Origin of the sequence: Pseudomonas libanensis, from assembly GCF_001439685.1 — a bacterium.
GTDB lineage: Bacteria > Pseudomonadota > Gammaproteobacteria > Pseudomonadales > Pseudomonadaceae > Aquipseudomonas > Aquipseudomonas libanensis.
Genome location: NZ_JYLH01000009.1, coordinates 1 through 15,430, shown reverse-complemented (window position 1 = coordinate 15,430; position 15,430 = coordinate 1). Strand labels below are relative to the sequence as shown.

The 15,430-nt window shown below is 61.0% G+C and carries 13 protein-coding genes; 6 read left to right on the top strand and 7 right to left on the bottom strand.

The window, feature by feature from the left end:
• Positions 1-21: 21 nt before the first annotated feature.
• The 6 genes from TU73_RS15205 to mreB form a co-directional block, all read right to left on the bottom strand.
• Complete coding sequence (locus TU73_RS15205) at positions 22-3,837, bottom strand: YhdP family protein (protein WP_057012922.1); 3,816 nt, start codon at positions 3,835-3,837, stop codon at positions 22-24.
• A gap of 78 nt (positions 3,838-3,915) precedes the next feature.
• Positions 3,916-5,373: a ribonuclease G gene (gene rng / locus TU73_RS15200; RefSeq protein ID WP_003188562.1), complete on the bottom strand. Its 1,458-nt coding sequence runs from the start codon at positions 5,371-5,373 to the stop codon at positions 3,916-3,918.
• 70 nt (positions 5,374-5,443) lie between these two features.
• A complete protein-coding gene (locus tag TU73_RS15195; protein WP_057012921.1) occupies positions 5,444-6,040 on the bottom strand; it encodes a Maf family protein in 597 nt (198 codons plus the stop codon).
• A 50-nt stretch (positions 6,041-6,090) separates the two neighbouring features.
• The gene (mreD, locus tag TU73_RS15190; protein WP_043048570.1) at positions 6,091-6,579 is read right to left on the bottom strand and encodes a rod shape-determining protein MreD; all 489 of its coding nucleotides are present in this window, start codon (positions 6,577-6,579) and stop codon (positions 6,091-6,093) included.
• Complete coding sequence (gene mreC, locus TU73_RS15185; protein WP_414860427.1) at positions 6,579-7,622, bottom strand: rod shape-determining protein MreC; 1,044 nt, start codon at positions 7,620-7,622, stop codon at positions 6,579-6,581. Before mreC ends, mreD begins: the two co-directional genes overlap by 1 nt.
• Positions 7,623-7,808: 186 nt before the next feature.
• On the bottom strand, positions 7,809-8,846 hold the full coding sequence (gene mreB / locus TU73_RS15180) for a rod shape-determining protein MreB (RefSeq protein ID WP_002555108.1): 1,038 nt from the start codon (positions 8,844-8,846) through the stop codon (positions 7,809-7,811).
• Positions 8,847-9,056: 210 nt separating this feature from the next.
• On the opposite strand from mreB, the gene gatC reads away from it, so the two are divergent.
• The 6 genes from gatC to TU73_RS15150 all read left to right on the top strand — a co-directional run bounded on the left by gatC (position 9,057) and on the right by TU73_RS15150 (position 14,282).
• Positions 9,057-9,344 (top strand): Asp-tRNA(Asn)/Glu-tRNA(Gln) amidotransferase subunit GatC, encoded by a 288-nt coding sequence (gene gatC, locus TU73_RS15175; protein WP_057012919.1) that lies wholly within the window; start codon positions 9,057-9,059, stop codon positions 9,342-9,344.
• 16 nt (positions 9,345-9,360) lie between these two features.
• On the top strand, positions 9,361-10,812 hold the full coding sequence (gene gatA / locus TU73_RS15170; RefSeq protein WP_057012918.1) for an Asp-tRNA(Asn)/Glu-tRNA(Gln) amidotransferase subunit GatA: 1,452 nt from the start codon (positions 9,361-9,363) through the stop codon (positions 10,810-10,812).
• Between the two features lie 10 nt (positions 10,813-10,822).
• Positions 10,823-12,268 carry an Asp-tRNA(Asn)/Glu-tRNA(Gln) amidotransferase subunit GatB gene (gatB, locus tag TU73_RS15165; RefSeq protein ID WP_057012917.1) on the top strand — a complete coding sequence of 482 codons (1,446 nt, stop codon included), beginning with the start codon at positions 10,823-10,825 and terminating at the stop codon, positions 12,266-12,268.
• 160 nt (positions 12,269-12,428) lie between these two features.
• Complete coding sequence (locus TU73_RS15160; protein ID WP_057012916.1) at positions 12,429-12,800, top strand: septal ring lytic transglycosylase RlpA family protein; 372 nt, start codon at positions 12,429-12,431, stop codon at positions 12,798-12,800.
• Between the two features lie 25 nt (positions 12,801-12,825).
• Positions 12,826-13,905, top strand: coding sequence for a calcium/sodium antiporter (locus TU73_RS15155; protein ID WP_057013072.1), 1,080 nt, complete (start codon positions 12,826-12,828; stop codon positions 13,903-13,905).
• A complete protein-coding gene (locus tag TU73_RS15150) occupies positions 13,902-14,282 on the top strand; it encodes a carboxymuconolactone decarboxylase family protein (protein ID WP_057012915.1) in 381 nt (126 codons plus the stop codon). The genes TU73_RS15155 and TU73_RS15150 overlap by 4 nt, the downstream gene beginning before the upstream one ends.
• Here the strand turns inward: TU73_RS15150 and TU73_RS15145 are convergent.
• Positions 14,279-15,220 carry an AEC family transporter gene (locus tag TU73_RS15145; protein WP_057012914.1) on the bottom strand — a complete coding sequence of 314 codons (942 nt, stop codon included), beginning with the start codon at positions 15,218-15,220 and terminating at the stop codon, positions 14,279-14,281. The two genes, TU73_RS15150 and TU73_RS15145, sit on opposite strands and share 4 nt — an antisense overlap.
• Positions 15,221-15,430 lie beyond the last annotated feature (210 nt).

Genomic DNA, 15,430 nt, shown 5'->3' with positions numbered 1-15,430 from the left:
GCCATGCTACTCCACAGGCTCTCAGTTTGGCTTTTCAAATGGCTTGTCGAAGGTGATTTTCGGATCCTTCCAGGGGCCTTGTACCTTGTATTGCACACTGGCAAAGCGCGAAACCCGATCACCGATCAGTTTGTCGATCAGGAACAACGCGCCGCCAATAGCGGGTGCACCGACAATCAGCGCCGCGATGGGCAGGTTGTTGGTCACCGGCAAGGTCACCAGCAACTTGGCGTCGACGCGATCAGCCACCAGGTCCAGGGTACCGTTGAGCTCCAGATTGGTAGAGGGCCCGGTCATGGTGATGGGCTCACGGGTCACGAATACGCCATTACTGGCGGCCAGCAAGCCCTTGACCCGGTCGTAACTCAAGCCCTTGCCAAGCAAGTCGGAAAAGTCCAGACGCAGACGCCGGCCAATGGAATTGAAGTTGAGCAGGCCAAACACCCGCAACGCCTGCGCCCCACCCTCCACTTCGACAAACTGGCCTTTACGGAATGCCGCATCGAGGCTGCCGGAGAAGCGCTTGGGCCCAACCCAGGCCGGCGAACCCGGCCAACGGCCATCCACGTCCAGATGGAAATCTTCGCTGGTCACCGTCGGGGCAAAACCCCAGCCCTTGAGCACATCGGCAATGTTCTTGCCGTCCAGGCGGCCCTTGTACCAACTGCTGCTGGCGCCCGGCGCCCCTTCCCAGCCACCGGCACCCTTGAGCTGCATGCCCTTGAGGCCCAGGTCGAGGTTATTGAAGGCCATGCCCTTGGCGGTCGGACGGATCCTCAATGACCACGCCCCCACCAGGTCCGGCCCCTGGAAGAGCTGGTCGATGGCGATATCCAGTGCCGGAATGCTCTTGGGGTCGATATCGGCCAGCGGATCGGGCGCGTTTTCGTCCGCCTGTACCGTCGGGTCCACTGCTGGCAATTTTACATAGTTGAGATTGACCGCAATCGGCGCACCCTTGGCGTCCGGCAGATTCACCGTGCCCTTGGCCTGCTGGCTATCGAACCGCAGGCCCCAGGCAGCGGGCTTGCGATCCAGCTGCAAGCTGACCTGGTCAAACTGGGTGCCGAACCCGGTCAACTTGCCCACTTTGAAATCGGCGCCACTGAGCAGCTGCTTGGCATTGCCGCCCGGGTCATTGCCCGCGTAGCGATCCACGAGTTTTTTCCACGGGTCGATATCCAGTTCCGACAACACACCACGAATGCGCAGCCCCTTCGCGCCGGGCAGCACGGCATCGCCATTGCCGAGGAACAATTCGCCGCGGCCATCATTGAAGTTGTCCGGCGGCGCAGCAAAGGTGAAGTTTGCCAGCTCGCCGTAATCAAACCAGTAACGGCGCTCAGCCCCCTGCAAGGTCATGCGGAAGGTGCTGTCGCGCCCCTGGCTGGCCGGCATGCCGAATGGCGCCGGCAAGTCCACGGCAACACCCTTGAGATTGGAGTTGACCATCAACTGGCTGTCTGCGCCGTCCAGGATGACTTGTAACTGGTACGGGATATCCCCGGACACCGGCAGTGGCTGGCTGACGTTCAACCAATCCGTGAGGCGCTTGACCGTCACCTGGCCGTTGGCGGTCACGCGGGTGCTGATATCGCCCGGCTTGCCTTCGGCGAAAATCTGCGCAGTGATCGGCCGGTCGAAGGCCTGGGCCGAGATGTTCTGCCCGCTCAGGCCCTTGGCACTGTCAAAACGGAAATTGCCCTTGAGCTGGTTCAGGTCCAGGGGCGGCTCGGCCAATTGCAAGCGCGCCTTGTCAGTCTTGAAGTCAACCACGATCTTGGGCTCGGTGCCCTTGGCCAGGGGCACGTCCAGGTCCAGGCTGCCCTGCAGGCTGCCCTCGCCTTTCCAGCCAGCGAACGTGGACGCGGTGCCAATGGGCGCTTCCTGGAGGATTTTCAGGCCATCGCCCAAGCCGCCGGAGAACCCGCCGGTGAGCAGCAGATGACTGTCCTGGCCGGCCGGCGCGTGGGGAATGTTGACGTAGACGTCCTTGACCTGGGTATCGAGCAATTGGCCCTTGCTTGCCAGGATGCGCACACCGCTTTCCTCGACGAACACTTCACCGTTGACCTTGTTCACATGGGGCCAGCCCGGCTGGAAGGCCAGCTCGGCATCATGCACCTTGAAGAACAGACTGATATTGCGCGATGCCGGCAGCGCGTTGTGGTTCAGGGAACCTTGATACTGGAAGAACCCTTCATCCACGGCGCCTTTGAGGATTGCCGTACGCAGCCACTCATCCAGCGCCGGGCTCAACACGGCGGGCAGGTACTTGGGGGTGAAACGGCCATCGCCATTGACCATGCCGACCCGCAGGTCCATGTAGTCTTCCTGGCTATGATCGAAGTGCAGGCGGATCAGGAAGTCTGCAGCAACCTTGCCCTCCTCCCCCAGCACCTTGATATACGGGGCAATCAAGGTGAAACCCTGTTTATCCAGTTTCCAGGTCAGGCGTGCATTGGCCTGGATGTACTGCCAGGGCTTGGCGAAGATCGGGTCCAGGTGCAGGGAAAAGTCCTTGCTGTCCATGCGCAGCTCGCCATGGCCCAGGTCGCCACTGATGCTGCCAGACACATTGCGCGCAGCCGGCGCGCCGAAATACGCGTCGAAGCCTACACGCTCAAGGTTTGCGGCAAAACTGACTTTCTGATCGGTGGTGTCCTGGGGTCTGAAGTCCACCAGCACATTGCGCAGCAGGCCCGTGGCCTTCAAGTGCTCGACGGTCTTGGCAAAGCCTTCCGGCAACGGGGCCAACGCATTGAGCAGTGGCGTGATGGGAGTCAGGTCGAGACGATCGGCCTGCAGGTTCCACACTTCCTGAGCCTTATCGGTTGCCAGGCTCTGCTGTAATTGCAGGCGCGACTCCCAGCGGGTCTCACCGATAGTCATCGCCAGCGAATCAAACAGCACCCTGAGGCCGCTGTCGCTGCGTTGCAGGTAGGCGGTCAGGGCCAGGTTTTCCAGATGCACAGGCTTGCGGTCGACGTAGCTGCCCTTCACTTGAGGGGAATTGAGGCGCACCGCAGCGCTTTGCACGGTGCCTTTGGCCCAACTGAGCCAAAACTCGCCACCGGCTTTGAACTGGGTGAGCTTCCATTGCTGAGTCAGTTTGGCGGGAATCCACTTGGCCCAGTCGCTTTGCGGCAGGCTCAGGTAGGCGTCGACCTCAGCGTCTTTCCATTGGCTGGCAAGGATGCGGCTGCGCAGGCTGACAGCAAGCGGTTGGCCGTCGGGCAGGGTCAGGCGTGCATCCAGGCGCTGATGGGTCATGCCGGTGTGCAGGCTCAGGCCCACGTACGTTACGGTTACCGGTGCCTGGTCGAAGGGTTGCAAGGTGACCTGGCTGTCCAGCACCGACACGCGCTTGACCATTTGCATGCGCGTCAGCAACTGCTGCGGGTCCAGCGGCTGGTCGTCCTGCACCGGCAAGCCTTGCAGCGTCCAGCGCCCATCCTTGCCTTCCTTGACGCTCAGTTGCAGGCCACTGACTTCCAGGTGGGCGATACGCACTTCGCGCGCCATCAGGCTGGCCCACATATCCGGCACCACTTCCACCTGGTCAAGGCGCAAGGCACTGCTGCCCTCGCCAACCATGACGTCGTGGGCCAGCAATACCGGGGCAAACCCGCTCCAGCGGCCTTCCAGGCTGCCGATATGCAAAGGCGTCTCCACGGCAGCCTGGGCCTTGGCTTCGATTTCGGCGCGGTATTCAGCCACCAAAGGGGTCAATTCACGTCCCAGACTCACGTACACCGCCGCCAATACCAGCAGCAACGCGCACAGGCCCAGGCTCCAGCGGGTCAAAGCGGCAAAAAAGCGTATCAGACGCTCCATGTCAGGCGACCCTCAAAAAACAGTTGGCGGACGGCAGATCAAGGTCTGCCGGTCTCGGATAAAACACGCAATTGGGGATCAGAGCAGCACCACGTCGTATTGTTCCTGGGAATACATGGTTTCAACCTGGAAGCGAATCGTGCGACCGATAAAACTCTCCAGCTCGGCGACATTGCCGGACTCTTCGTCCAGCAGGCGATCGACCACTTTCTGGTTGGCAAGCACTCTATAACCTTCGGCCTGGTAGGCGCGCGCCTCGCGCAGGATTTCGCGGAAAATCTCGTAGCAAACGGTTTCCGGCGTCTTCAATTTACCGCGGCCCTGGCAACTGCTGCACGGCTCGCACAGCACCTGCTCCAGGCTTTCGCGGGTGCGCTTGCGGGTCATTTGCACCAGGCCCAGCTCGGTGATGCCGATGATGTTGGTCTTGGCGTGATCGCGCTCCAGCTGTTTCTCGAGGGTACGCAGCACTTGGCGCTGGTGCTCTTCATCTTCCATGTCGATGAAGTCGATGATGATGATGCCGCCGAGGTTGCGCAGGCGCAGCTGGCGAGCGATAGCGGTGGCGGCTTCAAGATTGGTCTTGAAGATGGTCTCTTCGAGGTTGCGATGGCCTACGAATGCACCGGTGTTGACGTCGATGGTGGTCATGGCCTCAGCCGGGTCCACCACCAGGTAGCCGCCGGACTTGAGCGGCACTTTGCGCTCCAGGGCTTTCTGGATTTCGTCTTCGACGCCATACAAATCGAAGATCGGCCGCTCGCCGGGGTAATGCTCCAGGCGGTCGGCAATTTCCGGCATCAGCTCGGCAACGAATTGTGTAGTGCGCTGAAAGGTTTCCCGCGAATCGATGCGGATTTTCTCAATCTTCGGGCTGACCAGGTCACGCAGCGTGCGCAGCGCCAGGCCGAGGTCTTCATAAATTACGCTGGGAGCGCCGATGGTCTTGATCTGTGCGTCGATCTGGTCCCACAGGCGCCGCAGGTAGCGGATATCCATAAGGATTTCATCAGCTCCGGCGCCCTCGGCGGCGGTACGCAGGATAAAACCGCCCGCCTCCTTAATGCCTTCAGCGGCGACGCAATCGCTGACCACCTTTTTGAGTCGCTCGCGCTCGGCTTCGTCTTCGATCTTCAGGGAAATGCCCACATGGGCGGTGCGCGGCATGTACACCAGGTAGCGCGACGGAATCGACAGCTGAGTGGTCAAGCGTGCGCCCTTGGAACCGATGGGGTCCTTGGTGACTTGCACCACCAGGCTCTGCCCTTCATGCACCAGGGCACTGATGCTTTCCACCGCCGGACCTTCACGCAGGGAAATTTCCGAAGCATGGATGAATGCTGCACGGTCCAGGCCGATATCGACGAATGCCGCCTGCATGCCCGGCAATACGCGCACCACCTTGCCTTTATAGATATTGCCGACGATCCCGCGCTTCTGGGTGCGCTCCACATGCACTTCTTGCAGAACACCGTTCTCTACCACCGCCACGCGCGATTCCATCGGCGTGATATTGATCAGAATCTCTTCACTCATGGCTGGGTCTCGTTCAGGCATTTTCACAATAGTGACCGGTCGCTCAAGGCTTGGCGCTGGAATACGGCGTTCAGCGCACGGTAAGGTTTTGCCAACAGGGTATGCCGAATTGGGCGAGCAGTTGCGCGGTTTCGCACACGGGCAGGCCAACCACCGCAGAATAACTGCCATTGAGGCCGGCGACGAACACCGAACCCAGGCCCTGGATAGCATAGCCGCCGGCCTTGTCCTGGGGTTCGCCACTGTGCCAGTAGGTTGTAGCCTCTTCGACAGAAACCTGGCGAAAACGTACAAGACTGCTTACATATCGAATTTCGCAGCGCTGGCCGTCGGTGAGGGCTATCGCGGTGAGCACTTCATGCTCGCGGCCCGAAAGGGCCATCAGCATTGCCAGCGCGTCGGCCTGGTCCACGGGTTTGCCCAGGATCTGGCCGTCAATAAGCACCGCCGTATCGGCGCCCAATACGCAGGCGCCCGAGGTCTGGCCAAGCGCAACAAAACCCGCCGTTGCCTTGCCGCGTGCAAGACGCTCGACATAGGCAACGGCAGGTTCGTGGGTAAGAGGTGTTTCATCAATCGCGGCGCTGACTACGGTGAAAGGCACACCGATCTGGGTCAAGAGCTCACGTCGCCGCGGGGAGCCCGAGGCCAGATAAAGCGAATTCATTGCAGCCTCTCCCTGTGGGGTTTGATAACCAGGCAGAGCCTCGCAACCATTCAATTGATTTTATAGCGACGGCGCAGCCCACGCAGGCCAAAACTGATCCAGGGCCACAGCAATGCGCTGACCAGGGCCGGCAATACCAACGCCAGGGTCGGCTGGCGATTGCCGGTCAAGGCACTGAGCCATAACTGGACCAGCTGCGCCAGGCCGAAGATCACCAGGATTACCAGGCACTGTTGCCACATCGGAAACATGCGCAAGCGCTGCTGCAGCGATAGCACCAGGAAGGTAATCAGGGTCAGGATCAACGCGTTCTGGCCCAGCAAGGTGCCATAGAGCACATCTTCCGCCAAGCCCAGGCACATCGCCGTGACCATGCCCACCTTGTGCGGCAGGTTCAGCGACCAGAACGCCAACAGCAAGGCCAGCCAGAGCGGGCGCAGGATTTCCATGAATTGCGGCAATGGCGAAACGCTGAGTAACAGGCCAATGGCGAAGGTCAGCCAGACGATCCAGCCATTACGCGAATGAGTACTGGCCATTATTCCTCCCTCTGCCGTGTGGGGGCCGCAGTGGCGGTTGGCGTCGTGGCCGGCGGTTTAGACGCAGCCGGCTTGGCCGGGCGAGCGTTATGCGTAGCCGGTTTGGCCGGCGTTGCCACAGGCGCTGCGGGTGCGGGTGCGGTAACAGGGGCTGGCGGGCCGACGAACGCCGGTTTCGGCACCGTGGCCGGCACGACCGGCACAGTGCCGTTCTGCTTGTCTTCCGCTTCCTGGGCCTGGGCGGCGTCGTTGGCGCGCTCTTCCGGGGTGCGGTTGTCGCTGAACACCAGCAGCAGGTAGCGGCTGCGATTGAGCGCGGCAGTCGGCACGGCCCGCACAATAGCGAACGGCTGGCCGGAATCGTGGATCACTTCCTTGACCGTCGCCACCGGGTAGCCGGCCGGAAAACGCTGGCCCAGGCCGGAGCTGACCAGCAAATCGCCTTCCTTGATATCCGCGGTGTCGGCCACATGGCGCAATTCCAGGCGCTCAGGGTTACCGGTGCCGCTGGCAATCGCGCGCAAACCGTTGCGGTTGACCTGCACTGGAATGCTGTGGGTCGTGTCGGTCAGCAGCAATACCCGCGAAGTGTAGGGCATCAGCTCCACCACCTGGCCCATCAGGCCACGGGCGTCGAGTACCGGCTGGCCGAGGACCACACCGTCGCGTTCACCCTTGTTGATGATGATGCGATGGGTAAAGGGGTTGGGGTCCATGCCGATCAACTCGGCCACTTCGACCTTTTCGTTGACCAGTGCCGAAGAGTTGAGCAACTCGCGCAGCCGAACGTTCTGCTCGGTGAGGGCCGCCAGCTTTTGCATGCGCCCCTGCAGCAGCAGGTTTTCAGTCTTGAGTTTTTCGTTCTCGGCAACCAGCTCGGTGCGGCTGCCGAATTGGCTGGCCACGCCCTGGTAGAGACGTTGCGGCAGGTCGGTGATCCAGTAGGTCTGCATCAACACCAGCGACATCTGGCTACGCACAGGCTTGAGCAGTGCAAAGCGGGCATCGACCACCATCAGCGCGACCGAAAGCACGACCAGCACCAGTAAGCGCACGCCCAATGAGGGGCCTTTGGCGAAAAGCGGTTTAATAGGCCGCTCCTCCCAGGCAAATGTTCTCTTTATTCATACGGCATCAAACCGGCCTGGATGCAGATTGAAGAAGATAAACGCCAACAGGCAGCACTGCAAAGTGCTGCCTGCCGACCATGCACGAACCTTCCAGGCGTCTTATTCGCTGGAAAGCAGGTCCATGGTGTGTTTATCCATCATTTCCAGTGCACGACCACCGCCGCGGGCAACGCAGGTCAGCGGGTCTTCGGCGACGATCACCGGCAGGCCGGTTTCCTGGGCCAGCAACTTGTCGAGGTCGCGCAGCAAGGCGCCACCACCGGTCAGGACCAGGCCACGCTCGGCGATATCGGAAGCCAGCTCCGGCGGCGATTGCTCCAGCGCACTCTTCACGGCCTGAACAATGGTGGCCAGGGACTCCTGCAGAGCCTCCAGCACTTCGTTGGAGTTCAAAGTGAAGGCACGTGGAACGCCCTCGGCCAGGTTGCGACCGCGAACATCGACTTCGCGAACTTCGCCGCCCGGGTAAGCGGTGCCGATTTCCTGCTTGATGCGCTCGGCGGTAGATTCGCCGATCAGGCTGCCGTAGTTACGACGCACATAAGTGATGATCGCTTCGTCGAAGCGGTCGCCACCGACGCGTACGGATTCGGCATACACCACACCGTTAAGGGAAATCAGGGCGATTTCGGTCGTACCACCACCGATATCCACCACCATCGAGCCGCGGGCTTCTTCAACCGGCAGGCCGGCACCGATCGCAGCCGCCATCGGCTCTTCGATCAGGAACACTTCGCGGGCACCGGCACCAAGGGCCGACTCACGGATGGCACGACGCTCCACCTGGGTGGACTTGCACGGGACGCAGATCAGCACACGAGGGCTGGGCTGCAGAAAACTGTTTTCGTGAACCTTGTTGATGAAGTACTGCAGCATCTTCTCGCAGACGCTGAAATCGGCGATCACGCCATCCTTCATCGGACGAATGGCAGCAATATTGCCTGGTGTACGGCCGAGCATGCGCTTGGCCTCGGTGCCAACGGCAACGACACTTTTCTGATTACCATGGGTCCGAATGGCCACAACCGATGGCTCATTCAGGACGATACCGCGCTCGCGCACGTAAATAAGGGTGTTGGCAGTGCCCAGGTCAATGGAAAGATCGCTGGAAAACATGCCACGCAGTTTCTTGAACATGGGAAAGGGACCCTAGGCAACGCGTGGGTAAAAAAGTGCGGCAAACTCTAACAACGACAGGGATTTTGGGCAAGGCGCCAATGTGCTAAATTGGCCGACTTTCTGTGCACCAACCCCCACAATCGCGGCCTTATGACCGTAGAAATGCGGTAGTGTTCCGACAATCTAACACACGGACGCCCTCCGTTCTGTTTTCCACTGGAGAATCCCATGGCGCTTGAACGCTCCGACGTGGAAAAAATCGCACATCTGGCCTCGCTTGGCCTGAATGATGCCGATCTTCCACAGACCACCGCAGCCCTGAACAGCATCCTCGGGCTGGTCGACCAAATGCAGGCCGTGAATACTGACGGCATCGAGCCCCTGGCTCACCCACTGGAAGCCAGCCAGCGCCTGCGCGCAGACGTCGTGACCGAGCACAATAATCGCGAGGCCTACCAGTCCATCGCGCCAGCGGTCGAAAACGGCCTGTACCTGGTTCCGAAAGTCATCGACTAAAGGGAAAGAGCCTTTCATGCATCACATGACTCTGGCCGAGATCGCCCGCGGTCTCGCCGACAAAACGTTTTCTTCCGAAGAGCTGACCCAGACCCTGCTGGCGCGTATCGCCGAGCACGATCCCAAGGTCAACAGCTTCATCAGCCTCACCGAGGAGCTGGCATTGAGCCAGGCCAAGGCCGCCGACGCCCGTCGCGCCAACGGTGAAAATGGCGCGCTGCTGGGCGCACCGATCGCCCACAAGGACCTGTTCTGCACCCAGGGCATTCGCACCAGTTGCGGCTCGAAGATGCTCGACAACTTCAAGGCACCCTACGACGCCACCGTGGTCGCCAAGCTGGCCGCCGCCGGGGCCGTGACCCTGGGCAAGACCAACATGGACGAGTTCGCCATGGGTTCTGCCAACGAGTCGAGCTACTACGGCGCGGTGAAAAACCCGTGGAATCTTGCGCATGTGCCTGGCGGTTCCTCCGGTGGCTCGGCGGCGGCCGTGGCCGCACGTTTCCTCCCGGCTGCCACCGCTACCGACACCGGTGGCTCGATCCGCCAGCCGGCGGCCTTCACCAACCTCACCGGCCTGAAGCCGACCTACGGTCGCGTTTCCCGCTGGGGCATGATCGCCTACGCTTCCAGCCTGGATCAGGGCGGCCCGTTGGCACGCACTGCCGAAGATTGCGCGATATTGTTACAAGGCATGGCAGGGTTCGATAAACAGGACTCCACCAGTATCGATGAGCCAGTGCCGGACTACAGCGCCAGCCTGAACACCTCGATCAAGGGCCTGCGCATTGGCGTGCCAAAAGAGTATTTCAGCGCCGGCCTCGACCCACGTATCGCCGATCTGGTGCAAAACAGCATCAAGGAGCTGGAAAAGCTCGGCGCCGTGATCAAGGAAATCAGCTTGCCGAACAACCAGCACGCGATTCCCGCTTACTACGTGATCGCGCCGGCAGAAGCTTCCTCCAACCTGTCGCGCTTCGACGGCGTGCGCTTCGGCTACCGCTGCGAAAACCCGAAAGACCTGACCGACCTGTACAAACGCTCCCGTGGCGAAGGCTTCGGCAGTGAAGTCCAGCGCCGGATCATGGTCGGTGCCTACGCCCTGTCGGCCGGCTACTACGACGCGTACTACCTCAAGGCGCAAAAGATCCGTCGCCTGATCAAGAACGACTTCATGGCTGCCTTTGAAGAAGTCGATGTGATCCTCGGCCCAACCACGCCAAACCCGGCCTGGAAGATCGGCGCCAAGACCGGCGACCCGATTGCCGAGTACCTGGAAGACCTCTACACCATCACCGCCAACCTCGCGGGCTTGCCGGGCTTGTCCATGCCCGCCGGTTTCGTCGATGGCCTGCCGGTCGGCGTGCAATTGCTCGCCCCATATTTCCAGGAAGGCCGCCTGCTCAATGTGGCGCACCAGTACCAGTTGCACACCGACTGGCACACCCGCACCCCTACCGGCTTCTGAGGAGAACACTATGCAATGGGAAGTTGTGATCGGGCTGGAGATTCATACCCAGCTCGCCACCCAATCGAAGATTTTCTCCGGTAGCGCCACCACGTTCGGGTCCGAGCCCAACACCCAGGCCAGCCTGATCGACCTGGGCATGCCCGGCGTGCTGCCGGTGCTGAACCAGGAAGCGGTGCGCATGGCCGTGATGTTCGGCTTGGCGATTGACGCCGAGATCGGCCAGCACAACGTGTTCGCGCGCAAGAACTACTTCTATCCGGACCTGCCCAAGGGCTACCAGATCAGCCAGATGGAATTGCCGATTGTCGGCAAGGGCCACCTGGACATCGCACTGGAAGACGGCACCATCAAGCGCGTCGGCGTAACCCGTGCCCACCTGGAAGAAGACGCCGGCAAAAGCCTGCACGAAGAATTCCCGGGCGCCACCGGTATCGACCTGAACCGCGCCGGCACGCCATTGCTGGAGATTGTCTCCGAGCCGGACATGCGCAGCGCAAAGGAAGCCGTGGCTTACGTCAAGACCATCCATGCGTTGGTGCGCTACCTGGGCATCTGCGACGGCAACATGGCCGAAGGCTCGCTGCGCTGCGATTGCAACGTGTCGATCCGGCCAAAGGGCCAGGTCGAGTTCGGCACCCGCTGCGAGATCAAGAACGTCAACTCGTTCCGTTTCATCGAGAAGGCGATCAACAGCGAAGTGCGTCGCCAGATCGAACTGATCGAGGACGGCGGCAAGGTGATCCAGCAAACCCGCCTGTACGATCCGAACAAAGACGAAACCCGCGCCATGCGCAGCAAAGAAGAAGCCAACGACTACCGTTACTTCCCCGATCCGGACCTGTTGCCGGTAGTGCTGGAAGATTCGTTTCTCAATGACATCCGCGCCACCCTGCCGGAGTTGCCGCAACAGAAACGCGAGCGTTTCCAGGAACAGTTCGGATTGTCGATCTACGATGCCAGCGTATTGGCTTCCAGCCGTGAGCAAGCCAACTACTTCGAAAAAGTCGTAGGTATTGCCGGCGACGCCAAGCTGGCGGCCAACTGGGTGATGGTTGAGCTGGGCAGCCTGCTGAACAAACAGGGCCTGGAAATCGACGAAGCACCGGTCACTGCCGAACAACTGGGCGGCATGCTGCTGCGCATCAAGGACAACACCATCTCCGGCAAAATCGCCAAGACCGTGTTCGAAGCCATGGCCGCAGGTGAAGGCAGCGCCGATGAGATCATCGACAAGCGCGGCCTCAAGCAAGTCACCGACAGCGGCGCCATCTCGGCCGTGCTCGATGAAATGCTCGCGGCGAATGCCGAACAGGTCGAGCAATACCGCGCGGCAGACGAAGCCAAGCGCGGCAAGATGTTCGGTTTCTTTGTCGGCCAGGCGATGAAAGCCTCCAAAGGCAAGGCCAACCCGCAACAGGTCAACGAACTGCTCAAAAGCAAGCTCGAAGGCTGATTGCAGTGAAATGGTTGGAGCAGAATCCAAATTCTGGCTCTAACTCCTGTGGGAGCGGGCTTGCTCGCGAAAGCGGACTGACAGCCAACATATATGTTGAATGTTCTACCGCATTCGCGAGCAAGCCCGCTCCCACATTTGTTACCGGGGCATATCTAAAATGAAGCGTCTGCTCGGCCTCCTGGCCCTGTCCTCCCTGCTGGCCGGTTGCGCCAGCGGCCTCATCGACCCCAAAGGCTACGACGAAACCGGCACCGCCTCCTATTACGGCGCCAAGCACCATGGCAAGCGAACCGCCAGCGGTGAACCTTTCAACCAGAACGCCCTGACCGCCGCCCACAGGCGCCTGCCCTTCGGCACCCAGGTCAAGGTGACCAATCTCGATAACGACCGATCGGTGGTGGTGCGCATCAATGACCGCGGCCCGCATACCCGCGGGCGCCTGATCGACCTTTCCCGCAAGGCTGCCGAGCAACTGCGTATGCTGGGCAGCGGTACCGCACGGGTTCGCGTGCAAGCCCTGAACAACTGACGAGGCAGCCTTGAGCATTTTCGCGTTGAACGCCCTTTCGCCCTGGAGCCTGCTCGAACTGGTTGGCGGCCTGTTGCTGCTGATCGCCGGCGCTGAAATCCTGGTACGCGCCGCCGTGCGCCTGGCGGCCAGCCTCAAGGTGCGGCCGCTGATCATCGGCTTGAGCATCGTCGCCTTCGGCAGCAGCGCACCGCAGATGACCGTCAGCCTGCAGGCCACCCTGGCCGGCAATACTGACATTGCCGTAGGCAGTGTGATTGGCAGCAGTATCTTCAATATCCTCGTCACCCTGGGCCTGTCGGCGCTGATCATTCCCTTGCGCGTATCGCGGCAACTGGTGCGCGTGGATATCCCGGTGATGATCTTCGCCGGTCTGCTGGTGTTTATCCTGGCTGCCAACGAAATGCTCACGCCAATGGATGGCGGCGTATTGCTGGTGGCGCTGTTGGCCTATCTGGGCGTGCTGCATTACCAGACGCGCCATTCGCGTCGCCCGCGAAGCCTGGACACCGTCACCAAGGCGCCCTGGCTGAGCAGTGTGTTGCTGATGCTCAGCGGGCTGCTGATATTGATATTGGCCGGGCATCTGCTGCTCGGCGCAGCGGTGGACGTGGCGGGCGACCTGGGTTTGTCGGAGCGGGTCATCGGCCTGACGCTGATTGGCGTGGGCACCTCGCTGCCCTGCCTTGCCACGTCACTGATCGCCGCCTTGCGGGGCGAACGGGAAATTGCGGTGGGCAACGTGATCGGCAGCAACCTGTTCAACCTGCTGGGGGTGCTGGGCTTTACCGCGCTGGTGGCGCCATCGCCGCTGTCGGTATCCCCTAATGCCTTGGATTTTGATTTGCCGGTCATGCTCGGCGCCATCATCCTCTGCCTGCCGGTGTTCTATACCGGCTACCGGGTGACGCGTATCGAAGGGCTGGTGCTGCTTGGGCTGTACCTGGCGTACGGCCTGCATGTGATGGCCTTCACTACCGGCATGCCACTGGCCAACAAGCTTGAACAGCTGATGTTGTATTACGTCCTGCCGGCGTTGGTGATTTTGCTGTTGCTTACCTCACTGCGCGCCTGGCATCGCCAACACAAGAGGGAATCGCAATGAACGATCAGAAAAAGCCGGGGGTTGAAGTGCGTCGCCAAGTCATGGGCGATGCATTCGTCGACCGCGCCCTGGGCAATGCCACAGCGTTCACCCAGCCGCTGCAGGACTTCGTCAACGAGCACGCGTGGGGCAGCGTATGGAACCGCGAAGGCTTACCGCTCAAGACCCGCAGCCTTATTACCCTCGCCGCGCTGACCGCCCTCAAGTGCCCTCAGGAACTCAAGGGCCACGTGCGCGGTGCCTTGAACAATGGCTGCACGGTCGAAGAGATACGCGAAGCGCTGCTGCATTGCGCGGTGTATGCGGGGGTACCGGCGGCGATTGACGCGTTTCGGGCCGCGCAGGAAGTGATCGACAGCTACCAGAAAGACGCCTAGATCCAGCCACCTGCCTGCAACACAAAGATCCCGATATTGGTGGTCACCGCCGCCATCAGCGTGGTGATCACGATAATCGCGGCCGCCAGCTCATGATTGCCTTGCGCCGCCCTGGCCATCACGAAGCTCGCGGCGGCGGTCGGCGCGCCAAAGTACAGGAACAGGATGCCCAGCTCCGGCCCGCGGAACCCCAATAGCCAGGCGCCCAGGGTCGCGATTACCGGCAGCCAGACCATCTTCATCAAGCTCGCGCTCAATGCCATGTTGCCGCTCTTGCGCAATGCCGCCAGGGATAAGGTGCCGCCGATGCAGATCAACGCCAACGGCAACGTGGTGTCGGCCAGATACTGCATGGACTTTTCCAGCCAGCCGGGCAGGCCGATCTGGAAGTAAGCGAACGGCGCGGCGACGATCACGCTGATGATCAACGGGTTGGCCACCACGCTCTTGAAGATGCTCCATGGGTCGGACTTGATCACCGGGCTGTACACCGCCAGCACAATGGTCGACAGCGTGTTGTAGAACAGGATCACCAGCGCCGCGAGGATCGCGCCGAGGGAGATACCGTAGTCGCCATACATGCTGGCCGCCAGCGCCAGGCCGATCACGCCGTTGTTGCCACGAAACGCGCCTTGGGTATAGATCCCACGGTCTTCGCGCTTGCAGCGAAAGATCGCCCAGCCCCAGGCCAGGGCGAAGCTCAGCAGCGTGGCAACAGCGAAGTAAATCAGCAGTCCTGGCTTGAGCGCCGCGTGCAGGTCGGCATGCAGGATGCCCAGAAACAGCAGCGCCGGCATGGTGACGTTGAACACCAGGGATGAGGCGGTGTGGATAAAGTTGTCGTTGATCCACTGGATGCGCTTGAGCAACACACCGAGAAACAGCATGGCAAACACCGGCGCGGTGATGGTGAGGGTGGTGAGAAAGATTGCCAGCATGCCGGGGAGAACCTTGGTGGGCGTCGTTAGTTGGCTAATGATAAGCCATGGAGCCCGTGTCGTCTGGTCTACCGCAATCGGGGGCAAGCCCCCTTGTGTCTTGAGCCAGGATTAGACTGAGGGTGAGAGCGGTGAGTAGCAAGCTGAATGCCCCGAGTGCTTAAAGCACGTGTGGGAGCCCACGCTGCTACTCACCCCTCCGCTCTGGAC